This is a genomic window from Spirosoma flavus (genome assembly GCF_054778555.1).
In genome coordinates this window covers 118,687-141,336 of sequence record NZ_BAAGZL010000006.1, presented here as the reverse complement: position 1 = coordinate 141,336, position 22,650 = coordinate 118,687, and the positions used below count along the sequence as shown (strand labels likewise).

Annotated in this window: 17 protein-coding genes; 5 read left to right on the top strand and 12 right to left on the bottom strand. The window is 48.9% G+C overall.

Translation table 11 applies throughout. The features are described from left to right. Positions 1-45: 45 nt before the first annotated feature. Complete coding sequence (locus ACYVF1_RS26005) at positions 46-1,995, bottom strand: KUP/HAK/KT family potassium transporter (RefSeq protein ID WP_461084472.1); 1,950 nt, start codon at positions 1,993-1,995, stop codon at positions 46-48. 103 nt (positions 1,996-2,098) lie between these two features. After that, positions 2,099-2,473, bottom strand: coding sequence for a winged helix-turn-helix transcriptional regulator (locus ACYVF1_RS26000; protein WP_461084470.1), 375 nt, complete (start codon positions 2,471-2,473; stop codon positions 2,099-2,101). 125 nt (positions 2,474-2,598) lie between these two features. On the opposite strand from ACYVF1_RS26000, the gene ACYVF1_RS25995 reads away from it, so the two are divergent. Next, a complete protein-coding gene (locus ACYVF1_RS25995; protein WP_461084468.1) occupies positions 2,599-3,291 on the top strand; it encodes an NADPH-dependent F420 reductase in 693 nt (230 codons plus the stop codon). A gap of 37 nt (positions 3,292-3,328) precedes the next feature. Here the strand turns inward: ACYVF1_RS25995 and ACYVF1_RS25990 are convergent, their stop codons facing one another. Beyond that, positions 3,329-4,693 carry a sigma-54-dependent transcriptional regulator gene (locus ACYVF1_RS25990; RefSeq protein ID WP_461084466.1) on the bottom strand — a complete coding sequence of 455 codons (1,365 nt, stop codon included), beginning with the start codon at positions 4,691-4,693 and terminating at the stop codon, positions 3,329-3,331. 158 nt (positions 4,694-4,851) lie between these two features. Between ACYVF1_RS25990 and ACYVF1_RS25985 the strand changes: the two genes are divergently transcribed. Continuing rightward, the gene (locus ACYVF1_RS25985) at positions 4,852-5,397 is read left to right on the top strand and encodes a hypothetical protein (protein WP_461084464.1); all 546 of its coding nucleotides are present in this window, start codon (positions 4,852-4,854) and stop codon (positions 5,395-5,397) included. Positions 5,398-5,427: 30 nt separating this feature from the next. Then, positions 5,428-6,141, top strand: coding sequence for an MIP family channel protein (locus tag ACYVF1_RS25980; RefSeq protein ID WP_461084462.1), 714 nt, complete (start codon positions 5,428-5,430; stop codon positions 6,139-6,141). Positions 6,142-6,255: 114 nt separating this feature from the next. On the opposite strand, the gene ACYVF1_RS25975 is transcribed toward ACYVF1_RS25980, so the two are convergent. The 5 genes from ACYVF1_RS25975 to ACYVF1_RS25955 form a co-directional block, all read right to left on the bottom strand. Continuing rightward, positions 6,256-7,416, bottom strand: a complete 1,161-nt coding sequence (locus tag ACYVF1_RS25975) for a Gfo/Idh/MocA family protein (RefSeq protein WP_461084460.1) — start codon at positions 7,414-7,416, stop codon at positions 6,256-6,258. Between the two features lie 71 nt (positions 7,417-7,487). After that, positions 7,488-8,879, bottom strand: a complete 1,392-nt coding sequence (locus ACYVF1_RS25970; protein WP_461084458.1) for a putative oxidoreductase C-terminal domain-containing protein — start codon at positions 8,877-8,879, stop codon at positions 7,488-7,490. A 109-nt stretch (positions 8,880-8,988) separates the two neighbouring features. Further along, on the bottom strand, positions 8,989-10,392 hold the full coding sequence (locus ACYVF1_RS25965) for a Gfo/Idh/MocA family protein (RefSeq protein WP_461084456.1): 1,404 nt from the start codon (positions 10,390-10,392) through the stop codon (positions 8,989-8,991). 309 nt (positions 10,393-10,701) lie between these two features. Continuing rightward, on the bottom strand, positions 10,702-12,195 hold the full coding sequence (locus tag ACYVF1_RS25960) for a M20/M25/M40 family metallo-hydrolase (RefSeq protein ID WP_461084454.1): 1,494 nt from the start codon (positions 12,193-12,195) through the stop codon (positions 10,702-10,704). A gap of 129 nt (positions 12,196-12,324) precedes the next feature. After that, entirely contained in the window at positions 12,325-13,002 is a 678-nt protein-coding gene (locus ACYVF1_RS25955; protein ID WP_461084452.1) for a DUF3431 domain-containing protein, read from the bottom strand. Between the two features lie 228 nt (positions 13,003-13,230). Between ACYVF1_RS25955 and ACYVF1_RS25950 the strand changes: the two genes are divergently transcribed. Beyond that, complete coding sequence (locus ACYVF1_RS25950; protein ID WP_461084843.1) at positions 13,231-15,345, top strand: S9 family peptidase; 2,115 nt, start codon at positions 13,231-13,233, stop codon at positions 15,343-15,345. Positions 15,346-15,449: 104 nt separating this feature from the next. Continuing rightward, on the top strand, positions 15,450-16,940 hold the full coding sequence (locus tag ACYVF1_RS25945; protein WP_461084450.1) for an FG-GAP repeat domain-containing protein: 1,491 nt from the start codon (positions 15,450-15,452) through the stop codon (positions 16,938-16,940). 38 nt (positions 16,941-16,978) lie between these two features. Here the strand turns inward: ACYVF1_RS25945 and ACYVF1_RS25940 are convergent, their stop codons facing one another. The 4 genes from ACYVF1_RS25940 to ACYVF1_RS25925 all read right to left on the bottom strand — a co-directional run bounded on the left by ACYVF1_RS25940 (position 16,979) and on the right by ACYVF1_RS25925 (position 22,649). Then, the gene (locus tag ACYVF1_RS25940; RefSeq protein WP_461084448.1) at positions 16,979-18,349 is read right to left on the bottom strand and encodes a glucoamylase family protein; all 1,371 of its coding nucleotides are present in this window, start codon (positions 18,347-18,349) and stop codon (positions 16,979-16,981) included. A 74-nt stretch (positions 18,350-18,423) separates the two neighbouring features. Further along, complete coding sequence (locus ACYVF1_RS25935) at positions 18,424-20,085, bottom strand: glucoamylase family protein (protein ID WP_461084446.1); 1,662 nt, start codon at positions 20,083-20,085, stop codon at positions 18,424-18,426. Positions 20,086-20,157: 72 nt separating this feature from the next. After that, positions 20,158-21,063, bottom strand: a complete 906-nt coding sequence (locus tag ACYVF1_RS25930) for a hypothetical protein (protein WP_461084444.1) — start codon at positions 21,061-21,063, stop codon at positions 20,158-20,160. A 50-nt stretch (positions 21,064-21,113) separates the two neighbouring features. Further along, a complete protein-coding gene (locus ACYVF1_RS25925) occupies positions 21,114-22,649 on the bottom strand; it encodes a RagB/SusD family nutrient uptake outer membrane protein (protein WP_461084442.1) in 1,536 nt (511 codons plus the stop codon). Between the last annotated feature and the right edge of the window lies 1 nt (position 22,650).

The following is a 22,650-nucleotide window of genomic DNA, read 5'->3' as shown; positions in this document are numbered from 1 at the left end:
TCGCTTTTTCAAAATGGTAGGGTTGGGGCCTACAGATCAAGCTTTTTAATTGTCTTTTACCAGGATGCGTTTCAGCGGGAGCGATTTAGGCTTGGTAATCACTAACGGTACGTCTTCCACCAGTACATTGCTGGTATCCAGACCGTAGGCTGCCTGTGGATCAAGGGCGATTTTCTTGAGCAGCATATAGCCAAACATGACGATCTGCTGACGCGTGGTCAGATCGTTTTCGTACGATAAAAATCGCCGAAACAGCACAAACCGAAAATCGCCGGGTACCCGGTGCGTATTCAGTGATTGGTACCGACTCTCGATAGTTACTTCTTTATTTTCGACCAAATCTTCAACTACCATTCTGAATAACAGATTGATACGTGGCTCGATACGAAAACCCAGATAGAACGTAATAATGTACACATCTTCTTCTGCCAGCGTTTCTACTTTGTAACGCATGACATAAGGTTCATCTTCCACACAGACGTGAATGAACCAGTAAATATCCGCTCGTTTGGGGGCTCGGTTCAGGATAGAGTACAGCGTTTCAGATTCGATACGTCGGCTGGTGTCGGACGTAGTGAGGTAGACCAGATGCGTAGCGAATTTGGGTATATTAAAGTCGTTGCTGAGTGCTTTCAGAATGGGTAGATTATCGGGTAGAGAGTCGTAACGTATCAGGCTTTGTTTGATGGATTCGCCCTCGTGCCAGAACAGCATCATGGCCATAATGAGAACGCCCAACGTAATGGAAATCCAGCCGCCTTCCTCAAATTTGACCAGATTAGCAGTCAGAAACGTCGTTTCTACGGCCAGGAAAATAGCGGTCAGGCCAAGCCGAAGAAATACATTAAATCGCTTCACCCGCATGTACATACTCATGAGCACCGTCGACATGAGCATTGTCAGCGTTACGGCCAGCCCAAAAGCAGCTTCCATGTTTTTCGATTCGCGGAAGTGCAGCACAATCAGGCAACAACCGACCATTAATCCCCAGTTGACAAACGGTACGTATAACTGACCGCGCTCGTTAGAGGGATAGCCGATACGTTGCCGGGGCCACAAATTCAGCCGCATCGCTTCGCTGACGAGCGTAAACGATCCGCTGATAAGTGCCTGCGATGCGATGATGGTAGCTAACGTAGCAAGGCCAATACTAAAAACCGTAAGTGTAGGCGGAACAATGCTGTAGAACGGACTCGTCTCGCCTAGCCGCTGCCCCAGATGATGCAGCAGCCAGGCCGATTGACCCGCGTAGGAGAGGATCAGTGTGGTTTTAACGTAAACCCAGCTTACGCGGATGTTTCCCCGGCCGCAATGGCCCATATCGGAGTAGAGCGCTTCGGCCCCGGTCGTACACAGGAAAACGCCACCCAATAGCCAGAAACCGCTCGGATACGTCATCAGAAAATGAATGGCGTAGTAAGGATTGATGGTTTTGAGTACCGACGGCTGACTCCACAACGCCCACAGGCCGATGACGCCAATGAACGAAAACCAGATCAACATCACCGGGCCAAACAATTTACCCAATTGCTGCGTGCCAAACTGCTGACTGAAAAACAGCGCAATCAGAATCGCGATAACAATGGGAACGGTATCGAGTTTTGGATAAAAAATCAGCAGCCCTTCAACGGCTGACGAAACCGAAATGGGTGGGGTAATCAGGCCATCGGCCAGTAAAAACGAGCCGCCAATAACCGCCGGATACATAAGCCATCTGCCGGTAAATCGCCTGACGAGCGTGTATAGGGAAAAAATGCCGCCTTCCCCTTTGTTATCGGCACGTAGCGTGATGATAACGTACTTGATGGTTGTCTGTAATGTGAGTGTCCAGAGAATGCAGGAGAACGTACCCAGTATCAGCGTTTCAGACAATTCGCGACCGCGCATCACTGCCGACAATGTATACAGTGGAGACGTACCAATATCGCCAAAGACGATACCAATAGCTACCAATAAGCCTTGAGCAGAAACTTTATTGAGCGATGAAGAAGACATGAATCATAGATTACGTTTATGTGGCTCGATAAAACTACAAGGATAAGGCGGTTATGTTTTTGTTTGCGGCCAGTTTCGGGCCAGTCTATTTCTTATTTAATCCTTATTTAATCTCAACCAATTCGCCTTTGGCCTGACCCAAATCGCGACCCCATTTTGCAACGGCATCCAGTACGGGCAGCAACGTTCTGCCGAAGTCGGTTAGGGAGTAATCTACTTTTAGGGGTGGTTTGCGGGCGAACACTTCCCGACGTACCAGGCCATCGTCTTCCAGCTGTTTTAGCTGAATGCTCAGCATCCGTTCAGTCATCTGCGGAATAAGTTTTCGCAGTTCACCGAAGCGTTTTTTATCGTTTCGCAAATACCAGAGCACCACTGTTTTCCATTTTCCGCCGATGTAATCCATCGTAATATCCATGGCGCAGTGATAGCGTTTGCCTTCTATCTCAAAAGCCATTTCCTGATCATTAATTTTCATGGTGATACGTTGCGTTAGTTATGCGTAAATAATTGAAAAAAAGTCAGTACTACCATTTTTGATAGTTATTGTATGATGGGAAAGCTATAAATAGTTTTGCCACTATAAAAATTATAGTAGCAATCATGACACAAAAAATAGCTATTCTGGGAACCGGTTCCGTCGGTCGAACCTTCGCCGAACGATTAACCGCATTGGGTTATGACGTAGCAATCGGCACACGTAATGTAGATGATACGTTGGCCAGAACCGAAACGGATCGCTTTGGGAACGTACCAATGGCTAACTGGCTGAAAGAACGGAACACGATACGTCTGGCCACGTTTGCCGAAGCCGCTCAACAGGCATCCATTCTGATTAACTGCACGAAAGGGGACGCATCCGTTGACGTACTAAAAGCAGCCGGGACAGAGAATCTTGACGGGAAAATTCTGATTGACGTAGCGAATCCACTGGATTTTTCAAATGGATTTCCGCCGTCGCTTTCGGTCTGTAACACCGATTCACTAGCCGAAGTAATTCAGCGCAGTTTTCCGGCGCTACGTGTCGTGAAAACGCTGAATACGATGACGGCCGCCTTGATGGTCAATCCCGCGCTTTTAGTTGGCGATCAAGTGGTTTTTGTGTGTGGCAACGATGCGGCAGCAAAGGGGGAAACTACGGAGCTTTTAACTGTTTTTGGCTGGAAGCAAGCCAATATCATCGACCTGGGTGATATAACAAACGCCCGCGCTACCGAAATGCTGCTCCCTATTTGGGTTCGGCTGTACGGCAAATTCAAGAATCCGATTTTCAACTTTCAGATCAACGTTGGATAAGTATCAAAGCCGAGTTCTAGCCTGGCGCTGATAAAAACTATTCGGCCAGGCCAATTTCCTGAAGTTTTCGGTAAAGCGTTGTCAGGCCAATGCCGAGCAGCCGGGCCGTTTCGGTTTTGTTGCCGTTCGTATGACGTAGCACGCGCTGAATGTGCAGCCGTTCAACCGTTGCTAAATCCATTGCTGCTACGTCGGAAGAATCTGTTGCCAACGTAGCGTTTTGTAACTCGTAAGGGAGCAGCGAAACCGTTAATTCGAGCGGTCCGCTCTGGGGCGAGTCTGCTAGTATAACCGCCCGCTCAATGACATTCTTTAGTTCACGGATATTGCCCTTCCATAGATGCTGCTGGAGCTTCTGCACGAACGTAGCGCTCAGTGCTACGTCCCGACGTCCTAGCTTGGCAGCGTATTGCCGGGCAAACTGGATGGCTAAATCAGAAATATCGTCGGGGCGGCTACGTAGCGGAGGCAGTTCAATCTGAAAAACGGATAATCGGTAGTACAAATCAAGCCGAAAATGGCCGACATTGGCTTCCTGCTCTAAGCTACGATTGGTAGCAGCAATGACGCGTACATCGGTTTGGGTGGGTTTGGTATCGCCCACGCGCAGGAACTCGTGCGTCTCGAGCACACGTAGCAATTTGGCCTGTAAATCGAGCGGCATTTCACCAATTTCGTCCAGAAAAATAGTGCCTTTGTTGGCCTCAGCAAATAGCCCTTTCTGGTCGCGGCTGGCCCCCGTGAACGCCCCCGCGCGGTGACCGAAGAGTTCACTTTCCAGAATGTCCTTTCCCAACGCGCCACAGTTAATCGCCACAAACGGTTCGCCCCGGCGCGGGCTGGCCTGGTGAATGGCCTGCGCAAATACTTCTTTTCCCGTACCAGTTTCGCCGGTGAGCAACACGGTTGTATCCGTAACGGCTACTTTACGAGCTAAATCAATGGCTTGCTGAATGGCTTTTGACCGGCCAATAATGCTCTCAAAGCCATGTCGGCGACGCACTTGATCTTCCAGTTGCTTAATTCTGAACTGAAGATTTGCCTTCTCCACCGCCCGACTCACCAGCGGAATAATCCGGTCGTTATCATCGCCTTTAGTGATGTAATCGAACGCCCCGTTTTTAATAGCCGTCACACCGTCGGCGATGGTACCGTAAGCAGTAAGTACAATTATTTCGGTGGCCGGATAAAGTTGTTTAATCTGGGCCGAAAGCTCGATGCCATTCTTGTCGGGCAACTTTACGTCGCTAATAACCAACTGCACTTCAGCACGCTCGAGCACTTTCAGCCCGGCGCGGGCATTTTCAGCTTCGAGCACAGAGTAACCTTCGAGTTCGAGAATCCGCGCCAGCAACTGACGCAGCCGCGACTCGTCGTCGATAATCAGAATGGTAGCGGGCATAGCGGACTCACATTAAGGTTCGCAAAGATGATAAACCGGCTGGAAATTTTAGTGCATCTATTCATAAGGAAGCCTGTACGTTACTTATTCTTTTTTTATCGTCTACTGGATAGTCAAAAATCGAGAATACAACCGGTCACTCATTATCAGGTAGATGTATGAATAAATTAAGATTAATGCTGTTGATTTCAGCAGCCTGTTTACTTGGATTACGAATGCAGGCACAGCCAAACACACTTCTGGTTTATGGCAATGTTAGCTATGATACACAAAAGACGGCTAAGAGCGATGCGAGTTCCTATACGTTTTCACCCGCTGTAGGTTATCAATGGAATGAGCACTGGACCGCGGGGATAAATCTTAACCTGAGCGGATCAAAAGCAGCTGGAAGCACGTCCGATATAGCCGTCGGACCTTTTATCCGCTATGCGCAACCTCTGGCGGGCATATTTGCCATCTACGGACAATTCAATGGTAATTTCTTATCTGGAAGTACCCCTGCAGACAGCTATAGAGGTTTTCAGGGAACGCTATTTCCGGCTATTGGGATCAATTTAAAGAACAGCTTTGCCCTCAATTTTTCCTTCGGTTCGCTCATTCTGACCACTCAAAAGTTTGCCGGTGTTTCGGAGGCCCAAACCAATTTCCACATTGGCTTTGGTAGTGGAGCAGGGTTTGGCATCTCCAAAAACTTTGGGTTGTAGTCTCACCGTCTAAATCAGTCTACATTTATCATGAAAAAGAACTTAGCTGAGTGCATAGGTGCCTTTGCTTTAGTGCTCTTTGGCTGCGGAGCCGCTGGCATTTCCGGCATCACCTCGACTGGGCCAGCCGGCATTGGCCTATTGGGAATTTCGCTGGCCTTTGGGTTGACTGTTGTGGTGATGGCCTACGCGATTGGTCCTATTTCGGGTTGTCACATTAACCCGGCCATTACCATAGCCATGCTCCTGGTCGGAAAAATAAAAGCAAGCCAGGCAATTGGCTATATAGTTGCCCAGTTTTTGGGTGCTACCCTGGCCGCTGGCGTTTTATATGTAATTCAACGCGGGGCTCCTGGTTTTCTGATGACTGAATGGGCTTTGGGCTCGAACGGATGGGGACCGGGATATTTGGGAGGTTATAACACAACGTCGGCTTTTATTACCGAAACAGTGATGACGTTTATGTTCATCCTGGTTATCTTCAAAACAACTGCTACGTGGGGAAATAGTACTATGGCTGGTCTGGCAATTGGGCTGACATTGGTACTCGTTCATCTAGTGGCAATTCCTATTACCGGTACGTCAGTCAACCCTGCCCGTAGCTTTGGGCCTGCCCTTTTAGCGGGGGGTAAAGCATTACAACAATTATGGTTGTTTATGATTGCCCCAGTCTTGGGCAGTTTGCTAGCAGCCCTAACCTGGAAAAACTTGTTTGAGAACGCTGTAGATATGAATTCTCGTTGACGCGCAAATCCCATCCTAAATGCCTTTCCAGACCAGAAAAGAGGCATTTAGGATGGGATTTACGTAGTGCAATAGTTAATTTCATCGCCCTGCCTGGCCTGACGAAAGAAACCGCTATTTCTTTAAGTGGATCACCTGCGCCTGTTTCTGCGCTTTCAGGGATAGCTCCGTAGCTAGGAAACAATGTTCCTGCGACATAGCTGTTTCGGTGCGGTTCAGTACGTCGTTTACTAATTGTTCGCCATAAGGAAGCTCTACTTTAGAGCAATCAACGTAGCGGGTTTCTTTCTGATCGGTAATAAACAGGTGATTACCGCCTTCGCGTCCACCGGGGTCGATGTTTTTCCGGATTTCAATAAATCCTTCTGTACCGAGGATCGTTAGACGCCCGTCGCCCCAAGATTTCAAGCCGTCGGGCGTGAACCAGTCGACGCGTATGTAACCCATACCTCCGTCACCACGTAGCATTACGTCGCCAAAATCCTCAAAATTAGGGTATTGTGGAAAATGAACATTGCCTACCTGAGCCGCTACAATATCTGCTTTGGTCGAATTGGTGAAGAATAGATACTGGTCGAATTGGTGCGAGGCAATGTCGCAGATAATCCCGCCAAACTGCTTTTTCTCAAAAAACCACGCTGGCCGTGTCTTCGGATTCATGCGGTGTGGCCCAAGCCCGATGGTTTGTATTACGTTGCCGATAGCGCCAGCTTTGACCATTTCGCCCGCTTTTACGGTAGCTTTATTTTCCAGCCGTTCGCTGTACATAATGGAGTAAATCCGCTTCGTTTCTTTCTGAACCTTACGGACTTCGGCCAACTGTTCGAGCGTTGTGATACCGGGTTTGTCGGACATGAAATCTTTACCAGCCTTCATGACGCGGATACCGAGCGGGGCACGTTCGTTGGCAATAGCTGAGCTAAGCACCAGTTGAATCGATTTGTCCTCCAGAATTTCCGCTTCGCTTTTGGCTTGTTTGGCTTGCGGAAAACGTTTGGCAAATTCGGCAACCAATTCGGGCTCTTTCGCATAAAATGAAACCAGTTCTCCACCGCCACGTGTAACGGCCCCAACTTGTCCATAAATATGGCCGTGGTTCATGCCAATTACAGAGAAGCGAATACGGGCGGCCCCTTTCGGTTGACGAGCCATATCCAGCGATTGACTTGGGATAATAGCAGGAGCGCCAATGATTTCGTTCGACAGGGAAGGCAGGGCCACTAAGCCGGCAGCTGTAGCAAGACCCTCTTTTATAAAGTTACGACGATGATTCATGTCTTAAGAGTGAAAGGATGAATGAGCGAACGAGTGAAAGCCATCCGGCAGTTTATTCACTCGTTCGCTCTTTATTTTTTCTTTGCCAATTCCAGCGCTTGAGTGGTCGTATAGTATTTGGCAATCATATTGGGAACTTCCCAGGCTGGCAGGTTGCCCGCTTTCAGGTAATCCAGGTATTTCTGGGCTACCCGGCCGAAATGTGCTTCGTGGCCTTCCTTGTATTTTTCCGGGATAACGACTTCCCATCCCGATGCGGTTTTCTTCACATCAACGCCCGGATATTGCTGTTGAATGGCAGGAAGAGCCGCTTTTACATCGGCTTCCAGCGTTTTGTTACCCGAAACGGATTCAATATAAAGAGTAGGCTTATATGCCTGCTCGGCGCCCTGGCGAATGATCAGATTGGCTTTAGTCCCACGCATAATCGAGTAATGTGTATCGCCAGCGCCTTCGGGGGCTTTATACGCCCACGTAACAGACACTTTCGCGTTAACACCCCGAAGCTGGTAATTGATTTCGCCGTTGCTGTAGACTTTCAGAATACTGTCTTTCACTACGTCTTTTTTCAAATAGTCGGGGAAAGCATTCTGTTTTGTGATGGCTTTAAATTGGCTCAGACTCATGTCCGTTGTCCAGCGACGGGCGGAATTGAGTTTGATATCTTTCTGATAATCAATAATCTGTTCCGGAAAACATTCCCATTGGACGAGGTCGACGAGGTGAGTTGTTACGTCAACGATACCTTCGCCCTGTTGTGCTACGTCCATGAACCATGCTGGGCGTGTGAGAATGCTGCCTGATACGTTCTTGTAGAAATGGTGAACGCTTTCTTTTGTTACGGCCGGATTCTCAGGTGTGCCTTTTTCTAACGTACCAAATACCCCCGTCTGCTGCGAAAAGGCCCGTTGCAACATGGTCGTGATTTCGTATCGCTCGGTCATAATATCGTAAAGCAGTACCTTGTTTTTCTCGGCGGTAGCAAACGATTCTTTTAAGTTATCGAACTCTGACGCGCTGATAACCATCGGTTTATCGGCCAGTACGTTAAAACCAGCATTGACGGTCTTTTGAACATAGTCGGTTTTCAGACGGTTGTTACCAGCCATAACCACTACGTTCCCAGCTTTGTCTTTTATCATCTTATCAAAGAAATCTTCACCTTTATAGACTTCTTCTTTCCAGTGCGTAGGATCTTCAGCCCGCGTGTTAAAACCCTGAATTTTGTCCAGATGAAGCTGTAAATCAGGCGGTCCGTCGTTACGGCCATCGGGTGCGTAAACATGCACAACTGAATCGACGCCTTCGAGCATATTTTTCTGCACGAGGGCGGCATGGAAATGGCCGGGATCTAACGTAATAAGGTGGATTTCGCCACTAGCCGATTCTTTTTTCTCTGACGACTGGCAAGCGGAAATTAACGTAGCCATGAATAGGCAACTAATAATAGGGGATAACTTCATTTTTGAAGGAGGGATTTTTAATGAGCGAAAGAGCGAATGAGTGAAAGAGCGAAGCCGTCCGGTAGGTTCTCGCGTTAGCCTTTCGCTCATTCGCTCTTTCGCTCATTTTTTATTTTGCCGAAGCCACAGCTTTAATGGCATATTCAGCCCGTTGTGGACGCGCCAGGAGCTTATTCGCTTCGGGGTCGTTTTTAAATTGCTCTTTTTTCGGGTCCCAATACAGTTTGCGATTCAGCTTCATGGCTGCGTGGTGCAGCAAACAGGCGGTGCACGAACGGTGACCGATTTCAACGGGCGCAATCGGCTCTTTCCGACTGGCAATGCTTTCCAGCCAGTTGCCGTGGTGCTCTTTACTGACTGTCAGATGCACTTCATTTGGGCCAATTACCGACGTCATAATTTTGGGATCGCTGGCGTCGAGTTTCTTGGCGGCATTCTGCTTGGCAATTGGGTCAGAGGCCGTTACCGAAGCATCGCCCCGCGACACGAAAATCCAGCCTTTGGTGCCTTCGAACCGGATACCGTTCGGAATTTCGTTGCTCACCACCATGTGCACGCCGTTTTCGTAAAGCGCTTCCGTACGGAAAATGCCGTGCACATCCCACAAACCGCTTTTCGGGAAATCGGCTTTTCCCCAGATTTCGATTGGGCCAGTGTGTTCGGTATTCATGGCCCAGTGCGCGCAGTCGATGTGGTGAGCGCCCCAGCCCGTAATCATTCCGGCCCCGAACTGCTCGCAACGTAGCCAGCCCGGACGGTCGTAATCGGCCTGTGGGTGAACGCGTTTCTCCGTATAATACACTTCTGGCGTAGTGCCGAGCCACATATCATAATTGAGATTCTTAGGAACCGGCATCTGCGGTTCTTCATTGCCCGATGGGTCGCCGGGCAAGCCAACATAAACTGTTTTTAACTCGCCGATACGTCCGTTACGCACCAATTCAGCCGCGTAACGAAACTGCTCCGACGAGCGTTGCTGGCTACCAACCTGCACAATCTGACCCGTCTGTTTCACGGCATCAGCCATCATTCGCCCTTCGGAAATCGTGAGCGAAGCCGGTTTCTGCATGTACACGTCTTTCTTGGCGCGAACGGCATCTACCACGATAGGCGCGTGCCAGTGGTCGGGCGTGCTGACAATTACGGCGTCAATGTCTTTATTGAGGAGTAATTCCCGATAATCCGTATACACCCGAACTCCGTCGTAATCTTTGCCAGTTTTCTTTGTGTAATAGCCGTTTACTAGTTTTTTGGCATCCTCGGCCCGCTTGCTATCCAAGTCGCAAACGGCCATAATGAGGGCATTGTCGTATTGCCAGACGCCCGGCATATCGTGTCCGCGCGAGATACGTCCGGTACCAATAGCGGCTACGTTGATACGATTACTGGGGGCGTTTTTGCCAAAAACTGAAGCCGGAACGATAGTCGGAAAACCAGCGATCAGGGCCGTTCCTTTGACCGCTACGTCGAGAAAACTTCTCCGGGAGACGGTTGATTTTTTTTCGTGTGACATACACTATACGGCTTCAGCAGCCTTTTCTGATGATTTACAAATAAAGAGTGGGCCAGTTGATTTTTACTATTGCATGAATTACCCCACCTTAAATACCTCATTGGAGCGAATTCTGGTGAAGTTTGTGTTACGTCGCGTAGCGACCCAATGTTTGTAGAAAAGGTAAACAAATAAGAAGTCCGTCGCGTAGCGACCAAATTCGTTACGTTTGGTCGCTACGCGACGGGATAAAAAGCCAGGGTATGAATGCTGTAAACATTAGGTCGCTATGCGACGAAAGAAACAGAGGTTAAGCCCTAAAAAATTAACTTACTCCTTCCAGCGCCATTCGTTGGCGATTTGTAGTGGAGTGCGTAAACCTTGCGCCACCAGATAATCGCGGGTTTGGGTATCCGTCTGCCGCCGGGTTGGAATGTCGTCGGTGTCGGCGAGGGCGAAGAGCAACATGCTTGAATAACGGACCGTATTTTTCAACTGATCGGCGTTGACGAGGTTCATGCGGTCGCAGTTAGCGTGGTAGCAATCCAGTACTTCGCGGGGCAAGTGGCCGTTCATACCAACAACAGGAACGCCTTCAAGCATAAACGGCTGATGGTCAGAGTGAAGTCCCGCCTGATTCTGCATCTGATTCGCAAAAGCGGGTTCTACTTCCTTCATCTCTTCGCCGATTGTACTCAGAAAAGGAACCATGTCGGTACGGCCAAAAGCGTTGAGCCCCGTCGGATCATTGGTCATGTCGAGGTTGACCATGCAGCGGACATTGTCTAACTGGTTCGCTTTTTTTAGGTTCGCGACCATCGCTTTCGAACCGAGCAATCCCTGTTCTTCACCCATAAACAGGACGAATTCTATAGTGCGTTTCGGCTTTACTTTCAGGGCTTTAAGTGTGCGGGCAATGTCGATGACAGCGAACGAGCCAATGCCGTTGTCAATTGCGCCCGTTGCCAGATCCCAGGAATCCAGATGACCGCCGACAATGATTTTCTCGTCGGCATATTTAGAGCCTTTCAACGTAGCCACTACGTTCCGGGCGCGAATTTTCCGGCTCTTATTGGTCATATTAATCAGTGCGTGCAGTTTCCCATGCTCTTCCTGCATCCAGGCACGTATCGCCTGCCCGCTTTCCAGCGAGATACAAACCGACGGAATGGGAATAAGCTTACCCGTTACCGAAGCTGTTCCCGTCAATAATACGTTGCCCGGCACCAAGTTGACCATAATAACGCCCGACGCACCATATTGTATCGCCAGCGCCGTTTTTTCGGAGCGATGCAGGTTTCGCGCACCTTTGGTAGGAGCGGCCAGACCAATATTTACCAGCGCTACTTTCCCTTTTAACTTGTCTTTTACGGCCACAAAGTCACCTTCGAGGCCATTGCCGACATCCACAATTTCTCCCTGTATGTGCGCATCGATGGGCGAGTGCGCCAGCGCTACAACGGGTACATCGCGGAAATTGTCGCTGCGGTTTGGCACCACCGCCAACGTAACGGTGTCGCGCATCCAGGCTTCAACCTCAAACGGCTCATAGCGAATATCGCTGAAACCATACGACGACAGAAGATCAAATACATAGGCTTCGGCTCGGGTGCCATTAGGACTGCCCGTGAGCCGGTGACCCACCTTTTGAGAAACATCGTTCAGCGTTTGGTAAGCACGACTGTTGTCTGTTACCTCCTTATTAATCTTGGTAAAGGTTTTCTGAAACGGTGGTTTGGGGGGGTGGAAAGCAGTTAAGAAACCGGCGGTGCCGATGCAGAACAGAACGAGCCGGTGTAGAGGCACGTAGAGTGTCCGGGCCATGAGTTAGGTAGTAGAAATCTTTGCTAAATATATAAAAGTTCAGTGGATTCTCAGCACCGAATGACTAGACGCAGGAATTAAAAAAAGCGTTCAAATGAATAAGGAAAAATCGACAAAAACCAGCTATAGCTACGTATCGGACCCCGGTTGGTGTTTCATCGGTTTCAACTGAACCATTAACCGTTCGCCGAGCCAGTTCCGATCAATACCGACCAGCCCAAACACGTGATCCCAGCTACGTTCGAAACAGTGAGCCGCATCAGGAAACGTACTGGAAACGGCCAGCGCGTTTTCGTAGAATGATACGGAGCGTTGCCGCAAAACGCTACGTTGTACCGCAAATTGAGCCCCTAGCACAAACGTATACGTAGCAGGGCCGTCTGTACCGAACAAAGCGCTATGAAATCCCCGTAAATCAAGCCCGCGCCCGTCGTCGTTTTTACTCCACGGTTTGAACAGTCGGTACCCCTGATTGTCGTCAGTATCAATCAGATGGCCCAGCCAGCGAAAACCCGTTTGACTGATAGTTTCGGGATTATCGACAAAGGCACGTAGCGATTTCTTGAAATCGTAGGCATGGTCGAAGGGTTTTCCCTGGCAGAAAATAGTCCACTCGGCCAGCGAATCGTAACGGCTGACGATGTGGTGCAGATACGTATGGGCTTCGCGGCCGATGTTGGGAAGCGCAATTCCACCAAGATACGTATCGGTGGGGCTTTTATCATAAACCGCAACCGCCAAACCCCTGGGCAAATTTCCCAGCCAGTTCAGGTTTTCGGTGTAATGAGCAACCACGAGTTCGAGCATAAAAAGAGTTTCTATTGGGCCAGAACGACGTTCCAGAAGCCATTTTTGTCCTTCCGGAGAACGAGAAATCTTAACGTGACCTACTTGTTGTGTATGAAACTTTCAGGATTCCTCGTTCCCCGGAAGGACAAAAATGGTCTAAAAGGTTTTTACATCCGTTTAGGTTTCGTTGGGATAGGGCTTATTTTTACAGAAAATCTTCCTCATTTCATTCAGCAACTGACGACCATGAACCGAATCTACCTAACATTTCTCTTTTCATTCACGCTTTATACAATGACTCAGGGACAATCGACCCCGCCTAAAGCGGCTGTCAAACCGAAAGAACTCATTACGAACGGCCATAAACGTGTCGACAATTATTATTACCTCAACGAGCGCGAAAATCCGGAGGTAGTCAGCTACCTCAAAGCCGAAAACGAGTATCTCGACCACGTAATGGCTCCCGTTAAAGACCTGCAAACGAAGCTATTCGACGAGATGAAAGGACGTATCAAACAGCAGGACGAGTCGGTGCCATACAAGGAAGGAAATTATTTTTATTACACCCGGTTCATAACCGGTGGCGAATACCCGATTTATTGCCGAAAAAAAGGTTCGTTACAGGGCGCTGAAGAAGTGATGTTTGATGGCAACGTACTGGCAAAAGGGCATAACTATTACCAGTTAGGTGGGTACGAAGTATCGGACAACGACGAGCTAGCCATTTTCGCTGAAGATACTGTTAGTCGGCGGTTGTATACGCTACGTATCAAAAACCTGAAAACCGGTAAGATTTACCCTGAAACCATCCCCAACACTGAAGCGGGAAGTTTTGCCTGGGCAACCGACAACAAAACGCTTTTTTACATCAAAAAGGATCCGCAGACGCTGCTGGGTTATCAGGTTTACCGGCATGTTCTGGGCACCGATTCTAACAAAGACGTATTGGTTTACGAAGAAAAAGACAACCAGTTCTACATGGGGCTGGGCCGCTCAAAATCTAAGAAATACATCACCATCGGCTCCGATCACAACGGCGTTTCGACCGAATACAGGTTGCTGGAAGCCAGCCAGCCAATGGGTGAATTCAAGGTGTTTCTGCCACGCGAGAAAGGGCACGAGTACGACATCGTTCATTATCAGAACAAGTTTTACGTTCGCACGAACTGGAAAGCCGAAAATTTCCGGCTGATGGAAGTACCGGAAGGCAAAACCACCGACCGCACGGCCTGGAAAGAAGTGATTGCCCACCGCCCGGATGTCTACCTCGCCAACATGGACGTATTTGTGAATCATCTGGTGCTCGGCGAACGTAAAGCGGGCCTGACTAATATCCGGGTCATCAACCAAAAAACGAAAGCTGACGAATACCTCGATTTTGGCGAGCCAGCCTACGTAGCGGGCATCAGCTACAATCCTGATTTCAACACGAACATACTACGTTATAGTTACTCCTCGCTGACCACACCCAACTCTACCTTCGATTACAACATGGATACGAAGGAAAAAACGCTGAAAAAGCAGCAGGAAGTGTTGGGCGGTTTCGACAAGAACAACTACGTATCGGAGCGCGTATACGCTACGTCCCGCGATGGGGTGAAGGTGCCGGTGTCGCTGGTGTACCGCAAAGGGACGGAAAAAGATGGTTCGGCGCCGTTGCTGCAATACGCCTATGGTTCCTATGGCTATTCGATGGATCCTGGCTTCAGTTCGACGCGTCTGAGTCTGCTCGACCGAGGATTTATTTATGCCATCGCCCACATTCGGGGTGGGCAGGAAATGGGACGCCGGTGGTACGAAGATGGTAAGATGATGAAAAAGAAAAATACGTTTAACGATTTTGTCGACGTATCGGAGTACCTCATCAAGAACAAGTACACCAGTGCTGATAAGCTGTTTGCCATGGGCGGTAGCGCTGGGGGGTTGCTGATGGGCGCTGTTGTGAACCAGGCTCCGCAACTGTATCGTGGCGTAGTAGCCGCCGTGCCGTTCGTCGACGTAGTAACGACGATGCTTGATGAAAGCATTCCGCTCACGACGGGCGAATTTGAGGAGTGGGGTAATCCGAAAAACAAAGAATCCTACGATTACATGCTGTCGTATTCGCCCTACGACAACGTAACGAAACAGGCATATCCGAACCTTCTAGTAACCACGGGTCTGCATGATTCACAAGTGCAATACTGGGAGCCGGCAAAGTGGGTCGCTAAACTGCGCACGCTGAAAACCGACAATAATCAACTGCTGCTGCACACCAACATGGAAGCGGGGCACGGTGGTGCATCGGGTCGTTTTCAGGCACTAAAAGAAATCGCGCTGGAGTACGCTTTCATGCTGAATCTGGTTGGTGAGCGGCAATAATGCACTAGCGGAACGTAGCGTTTGATAATAGAAGGATTTCTCTTGCGTATCACCTATTAATGAATTTCTCTAAGCGATTTTTTTTTCAGGTTTACTACGTTCTTGTGGCAGTAGCTACCGGGTTTGTTACGAGTTGCCGGGTTGATAATTCCGAAAAACTTCATGATCCAATTCTGATGGAAGGTCAGCAACTGGCGCAGAAGCATTGCGGTAATTGTCATCAGGTGCCAACGCCTGATTTGCTGGACAAACAAACCTGGATAGAACACGTATTACCGGCAATGGCCCCCAATTTGGGATTAGAGACGTATCCGGGGGGGCAGTATTATGCGGGCAGCGGGGCAGCGATTTCGTTTAATGACTGGCAAAAACTGGTGGCGTACTATCAGGCGTTGGCACCGATCAAACTCAAACCTGCCAAAGTACCCGTTGACCCAGAAGAAGACCTAGCGAATTTCTCGCTTCAAAAGCCCCAGACTGATACGTCTCAGACAGCCATTACGACCTTGGTAGCGATGGATACAGCTGGGCGTCAGCTCTTTTCCAGCGACGGCATACGTAGCGATTTGACGCGCTGGAATCAACAACTTCAACCGGAAAAATTCAGACAATTGCCTTCGGCTGCGGTGAATGCTCAATTTATTCGAGATGCAAAAGGAAACAGACAAGGCGTATTCACGAGTATGGGCACCATGCGCGCCGAAGATGGCCTGAAGGGTGAAGTGATTTCGCTTAATCTTTCGAGTAACCAGAAACCGGATTCTTTAACAATAGATACTGCCTTGCCACGCCCAATACAGTCAGTTCATGTCGATATTAATAAAGATGGATTGACCGATTGGGTAGTTTGTGGATTCGGTCACTCAAAAGGGGGATTGTACTGGCTGAAGCAAGAAAAAAACGGAAAATTCAGCAGACAATCAATTAAAGACGTAGCGGGCCCCATTCAGTCAACTGTTGGCGATTTTAATGCCGACGGCTGGCCTGACCTGATGGTGCTTTTCGCCCATGCCGACGAAGGTGTCTGGCTGTTTTTGAACGACAAAAAAGGTGGATTTACCGAACGTAACGTACTGCGTTTCCCGGCAGTATATGGATCGACCAGCTTTCAATTGGTCGATTTTAATAAGGATGGTCGGCAGGATATTCTATACACCTGTGGCGATAACAGCGATTATTCGCCGGTACTGAAACCTTATCACGGCGTATACATCTATTTAAATCAAGGCGATTTTCGGTATAAGCAGGCCTATTTTTATCCGATTAACGGCTGCACAAAAGCTGTCGCCACGGATTTTGACAAAGACGGGGATCTGGATATAATGACCATTGCTTTTTTTGCTGACTTTCAGGATAATCCAGCCGAAAGCTGCCTGTATTTCGAGCAGCAAAAAACGCTCGAATTTCTGCCGCATGCGCTGCCTATCAGTACGTATGGTCGCTGGATATGCATGGATGTAAACGACTTCGATCAGGATGGCGATGCCGACGTAGTACTGGGCAATTTTTCAAAGACATTCATCATTCAGAAAGATTTGAAGCCGACCTGGGACACACATTTGCCTTTAATTTTGCTGAAGAATAAAACGCGGTAAGGATTTTAATTGTAGCGCGGGTCCCACCCGCGCTACAATTACTTCAGCCATCCGCCCGTAAAACCTGCTTTCATTAATCCGCGCTTGATGTGTGGATTCTTCTTCATCAGGTTCCAAATAAATTCGCTACGTAGGTTCTCCGCCATGATCAGAATTGGGCCTTGATCAATGCCGAGGTAGTCAATATCGAACCAGCCATTGGTGGTGGGGCCGTTCGCAAATTCAGATCGGTAGCGATACGTTGGGTTAAAGGCATCACGAAAACCGTATTCGCCATAGAGTCTTGTCCCGTATTTTGTTTTCATGGCCCGCAACGCAGGCAGGCATATTTCAGGGGCAAACGCAAGCGAACCGCCAGCCGCTGTAGGTGCTAACGTACCATCGTCCACAATTTGCGTTGAAGCGGCTCCTCGTGCTCGATAGGAAAAGAAATTTCGCCCGGCTACCGTTGTGTCTTTAGGGCCGTCGCAGGCAGTTAGCCCCCAGATGGTTGTGCTGTAGTCTTGCCACTTGGCGGGATTTTTCAGGCAATAAGCACGATTTGCATAAGTAGCCCGGCGCGAATTTTCAGCATAGTCGATGCCTTTTCCGCGCATGTATTCGTCTCGAATTCCTCTAAAATCAATCCAGCAATGCGAGTATTGGTGACCAAATAACGGATCGAAGTTGACGTGTGGCTGATCGTAGAACGTAGCCCAGGGATATGATTTCGTCCAGCCCGACCAGACCTCTGGTCCTACCGGGTGAGTGGGCGAACCTAACGCCAGTACGTAGAGAAGCATAGCTTCGTTGTACCCTTTCCAGTCGGCGTCGATAAATCCTTTTTCGGGATGCCAACCCATTGATACAAAAGGTTTCCGGTGCTGAATCCAGGTCCAGTCAACCTGTTTATAAAGTTGATCGGCTAACTGCCGGATTTCGGTTTCAACGGGCGTATTCTTATCAAAATATGTTTGTGCGCTCAGGATGCCGCCAAGCAAAAGAGCTGTATCAATCGTGGACAGTTCGACCTGCTTGAAACGCTCGCCGGTTTTCATATCCAGAAAGTGATAAAAAAAACCTTTGTAGCCTGTTACGCCCGTTGCCTTTTCGGATTGAGGAGCCTTCGCAAAGAAACGTAGTGTTTTAACGGTACGTTCGGCTGCCTGCTGACGGGTGATGTAGCTACGTTCCACACCAACCAGATACGAAGTCAGTCCAAAGCCTACTGCGGCAATACTGGCAAAGCCTGTTCTGGGCGCTCGGTCAGGTACCAGTCCGTTTTCTGGATTCGTAGTTTCCCAGAAAAATCGGAACGTATCGCGCTGTAAGCTGTCTAAGAACGTGTTATCAGCTTTTGTTAATGTATATGGTCTGGGTTGAGCGATGCAGACAGTGAAGGATAAAAGGAAGAAGAGTGCTGTTTTCATAAGGCTACACGAACAAGATGCCCGCACCGGTACGAGGGTTGCTTCACCAGACGAACACCTTATTCGTATTACGTTTAGTTCAGATTTGGACTTTGAAAGCCCAGGTTTTTCATGCCTTTTTTTACCTCTGGGCAACTCATGAATAAATTCCATAGGAGACCAGAGCGCTGATTTTCAATCATTATGATGATTGGTCCCTGATCGATGGCGAGAAATGAATTGGCAAACCAGATGTTGGTTAGGTTGAACGCATCCACAAAGCCGTATTGCTTCCAGATTTTATCGCCGAGTTTGTAATAGAAAAACCGGAGCGCCTGCATTGACTCAGTGGGTGTATACGGCATGGCTGCCAAGGCCGCCGTCGGAGCAATGGTGCCGTTATCGTTGTTAGGGTCGCGGGCTGAGTAGCCGTCTTGCTGGTCGCTGGCGGTCAGGCCCCAGCAATCGGCGCTATACCCGTTGAATTGCTTAGGGTTGGTTTTGCAGTACGTATAATTAATCAGCGAATGCGCCGTATTCTGCGCCCAATAATCAGCGTAGGCATCTTTCAAATCATGCGGATTGATACCCAGGAACGAGTACTGCGAGAAAAAAAGCGGCCCGCCATAAGCCGGTCCCAGCGGAAGCTTGATGCCGTAATAACTATTGCCATTTACAAATTTTCCGTTCTGCGCCCAGGAATTGTCGTAAACGGTTTTGGTAATGGCGCTGGTGTTTGAGGAAGCTGCCAGTACGTAGGTAATCAGGGCTTCGTTCCATCCGCGAATGGGCAGGTTCATATCCCAGTTGTAGTTTGGCGACCAGTGCCAGTACAGGTTTGTTTCTGCCCCATTTTTAGTAAACCAGTTCCACTCAACTCCGTCCCACAACTCATTGACTATCTGCCGAAACGCAACTTCGTCAGCGTTGGTCGGGCTGTTAAAATACTGCCGTGCGGTAAGTAATCCCTGCATTAAATACGACGTTTCGACCAAATCGGCTCCGTCGTCTTTAGCGCTGAATGGAACCGTAGCTCCTGTAGCGCCATTAAGCCAGTGCGGAAAAGCGCCGTGATACCGTTTCGCGTTGTTTTTTAGAAAATTGGCCATTTTCAACAGCCGAGCCAATCCATCAGCCCGGCTAATAAACTGCCGATTGACAGCAGTCACTATAGCCATGATTCCAAAACCGGTTCCTCCCGAGGTCACTACGTCGCCCGACGCATCTCGCTCGCGAGCCATTCCTGATACCGGATGTCCAAAGTCCCAGAAGTATTTAAACGTCTGTTTCTGAACGAGGTCAAGCAAAGCGTCGTCGCTGATACGTGGAAATTTGTCGGTATTGTCAGGAGCCGTTGTCAGACCTAGGTTTAGCGTTGAAGTGAATAAGGCGCCCTGTTGCGAAGTGAGCGTCGGCAAGACTTCGAACGCATAGTTCGTCAATGGAGTGAGCGGACTTTGGGGTGTAATAGTGAGCAACGTATCACCGCCCGAGAATGTAATCTGAAGTGGCACCGACGTAGTACCCTGCGTTAGCTTAATATGGTTTGCTACGTTCTCCTTCTGAACCGGAGCCGAAAAAGACACCTTAATAGTTGGATTAAGTCCCTGATTACGAAAATTCGTTGTAGTCAGCGGCTGACCGTTTACTTCTACTGTCTTGAAATAAAATGGCTTGGGCGGTTCAACGTCTTCAGTTTTCTTGCAGGAAAAACTAAGGAGAATCAGCAGCAACACCACTACGTTGGTTATATTCATTTCGTTTTCAGAACGTCAGTAATAGGGGCTGTTCTCTACGTGAAAACAGCCCCTGCTTTTTCATTTCAAAAATTATCGGCCTGCTAACTCAAGCTGATACAGCGAGTTAATATCGCCATCAGACAAAGGTTTATTGTAAACTCTAATGTTATCGATGGCGAAAGTACCTTTTGTTGTGTAAGATGGTAAAGGTCCGGCCTGGGCAAACCCAATCTCTGAACTTGCCAAACTGCCTATCACCGCCTGGCACGGAGTCAACATATTAAGAGCGACGGTATTCACACCTCTATCATTATAGGCTCCGATCGATTGACCATTTCCAAAGACATTGATCTGATGGGTATTTGGGTCAAATCGTATAACAAAATGACTCCATACACCAGCCCCTTTAAATACGCCGACCGGAGGCTTACCTCTTGGATCAGGTCTGTTGTCCTGACCATTAAAATTGCCATCGGCAAGTAAGGAACTATAATTTGCCTTTAAGACTAACGTATCAGGCGTAGCGCTTGGCGCGAACCAGCCCGTTTCAGCGCCACCACTCAGATTACCAAACGCATCTTTTTTTGCCGTTGGGAAAAGCCCAAAGAATGAGGTAAAGAACTGTTTGTTGTTTTTAACATTGACCCACATGCTTAGCGTATAACTTGCCAACGCATTGGCGGTGTTGAGCTTAGGTATAGCAGGATATACCACAGCTCCCGTAACAAGATTAAGCGCCTGACCCGAGCCAGAAGGTCCTGTAACATAATTTACGGTACCATAAGTATTGGCCGGAGCGGTATTAGACACCGTTTCATTTTGTGTCCCTTCAAATGTCCAGCGGGCCAACAGATTAGAGCTGGCAACGTCATTCGAACTTTGATATCCTCCGATGTCTGGCAACGTAGCCGTGCCATCATCTTTCTTGCATGAAGTGAACACAGTGCTCATTACTACCGCAGCCGCCACCCACGCTGTGATTTGTTTGGTTTTCATGGTCTATTGGTTTTGAATTGTATTTATTAGGTAATCAGTTTAATGCTTGATCAGTACCCATTATTCTGGGTTAGTTTGCCACCGCTGAGTTGAATTTGCAGGCTTGGTATTGGTAATAATTCATTCTTGCCAGCCACGAAATTCTTCCCGGCGGCCCGCATCACCTGAGCCGCCCGCCCCGTTCTCACCAGGTCGAAAAAACGGTCGTGTTCCATTGCCAGCTCAATCCGTCGCTCTTTCCAGATAGCTTCGCGGACGTCGGTTTGCGAGGCTGCTTTTGTTGCTGCTAATCCCGCGCGGGTACGGATTCTGTTCAGTAGCGTAACGGCCGCTGCTGTTTGGCCCAGTTCGTTGTTGGCTTCGGCGTTCATCAGTAGTACGTCCGCGAAACGTAGCAGACGAACGTTTTTCTGCTTCTTGTCGCGGTTGCCCAGATAGGGTTCGATGCTGGGATTTTCGCTGGCGTAAGCTTTGTAGTTGTAGTAATTATTCTGCACCGAATCGCCACTCGGAATGCGGAAACCATCATACAATACTGTACCTATACGACGACCAGTCTTGTCAATAGTAATGATTGTCGATTCCTTCCGTTTGTCGCCGAGTTCATAAGCATTGACCAAATCGGTGGAGGGTGTACAGAAGCCAAAACCCCGATCTGTCCAGCCACCCAGCGGTCCTACGCGTGGTCCCTGCCAGGTGCAGTAGCCGCCAACGGCAATGTCGCTGTTGTTGAACGTACCACTCTGCGTTTCAAAAATGGATTCCGCATTGTTATTACCAACGTAACGCCAGATCGTTGTATAATCGGGCACCAGCGAATACTGCCCCGAATTAATCACCTCCTGCGTAAGCGCCTGCACCTGCTGCCAGTTTTTACGATACAGATACGTCTTGGCCAGCAACGACTGAGCCGCTCCCTTATTGGCGTGCCCCAAGGCCGACTGCGCACGTAATGGAAGGTTAGCAGCCGCATACTGCAAATCCTGCGTGATTACGTTGTAAATCGTATCGAGAGGTGCGCGCGTCTGGAAATCGGGATCGTTATTGGCATCCTGCGCATCCTTCGGAACCCGAACCACTTTAGGAACTGGCCCGAAGAAACGTACCAGATTGAAATAGTAGTAAGCCCGTATAAAGCGTACTTCGCCTATTAACTGGCTTTTGGCTGCTGGCGTTAACGAAGCAGTCTCTAAGGCGGCCAGCGCCTGGTTAGCCCGCGAAATTCCACTGTAATATCCGTTCCACAAGGCCGCTACGAAATTGTTGGTCGACGTAGTAGTGAAGTTATCAATGTCAACCAGTGAAGGTTGGTCGCCAGGGGTGCTGCCTTTGTCGGCGTCGTCGGAAATAATGTTGGTAGCGGCAATAAAACTGATGCCGTGTACATCGCCCCCTTCGCCACCGAAAGCTTCGCTGTTGTACATGCTGTTGTAAACACCAGTCACCAGATTAACCGCCAGATTTGGATCAGTGGCCGTAGTCGCCTGTCCCTGAACCGGTACGTCCAGAAAGCTTTTCGAGCAGGAAGCGATTAGCAACGTAGCTGCCACAAACGTACCGGATAAAAAAAATGTATTACGTATCATG

Coding starts and splice junctions, on each gene's coding strand:
- ACYVF1_RS26005 (WP_461084472.1), bottom strand. CDS start 1,995: ATGTCTTCTTCATCGCTCAATAAAGTTTCTGCTCAAGGCTTATTGGTA.
- ACYVF1_RS25975 (WP_461084460.1), bottom strand. CDS start 7,416: ATGAATCATCGTCGTAACTTTATAAAAGAGGGTCTTGCTACAGCTGCC.
- ACYVF1_RS25925 (WP_461084442.1), bottom strand. CDS start 22,649: ATGATACGTAATACATTTTTTTTATCCGGTACGTTTGTGGCAGCTACG.
- ACYVF1_RS25930 (WP_461084444.1), bottom strand. CDS start 21,063: ATGAAAACCAAACAAATCACAGCGTGGGTGGCGGCTGCGGTAGTAATG.
- ACYVF1_RS25935 (WP_461084446.1), bottom strand. CDS start 20,085: ATGAATATAACCAACGTAGTGGTGTTGCTGCTGATTCTCCTTAGTTTT.
- ACYVF1_RS25990 (WP_461084466.1), bottom strand. CDS start 4,693: ATGCCCGCTACCATTCTGATTATCGACGACGAGTCGCGGCTGCGTCAG.
- ACYVF1_RS25960 (WP_461084454.1), bottom strand. CDS start 12,195: ATGGCCCGGACACTCTACGTGCCTCTACACCGGCTCGTTCTGTTCTGC.
- ACYVF1_RS25940 (WP_461084448.1), bottom strand. CDS start 18,349: ATGAAAACAGCACTCTTCTTCCTTTTATCCTTCACTGTCTGCATCGCT.
- ACYVF1_RS25950 (WP_461084843.1), top strand. CDS start 13,231: ATGAACCGAATCTACCTAACATTTCTCTTTTCATTCACGCTTTATACA.
- ACYVF1_RS25980 (WP_461084462.1), top strand. CDS start 5,428: ATGAAAAAGAACTTAGCTGAGTGCATAGGTGCCTTTGCTTTAGTGCTC.
- ACYVF1_RS25965 (WP_461084456.1), bottom strand. CDS start 10,392: ATGTCACACGAAAAAAAATCAACCGTCTCCCGGAGAAGTTTTCTCGAC.
- ACYVF1_RS26000 (WP_461084470.1), bottom strand. CDS start 2,473: ATGAAAATTAATGATCAGGAAATGGCTTTTGAGATAGAAGGCAAACGC.
- ACYVF1_RS25995 (WP_461084468.1), top strand. CDS start 2,599: ATGACACAAAAAATAGCTATTCTGGGAACCGGTTCCGTCGGTCGAACC.
- ACYVF1_RS25985 (WP_461084464.1), top strand. CDS start 4,852: ATGAATAAATTAAGATTAATGCTGTTGATTTCAGCAGCCTGTTTACTT.
- ACYVF1_RS25970 (WP_461084458.1), bottom strand. CDS start 8,879: ATGAAGTTATCCCCTATTATTAGTTGCCTATTCATGGCTACGTTAATT.
- ACYVF1_RS25955 (WP_461084452.1), bottom strand. CDS start 13,002: ATGCTCGAACTCGTGGTTGCTCATTACACCGAAAACCTGAACTGGCTG.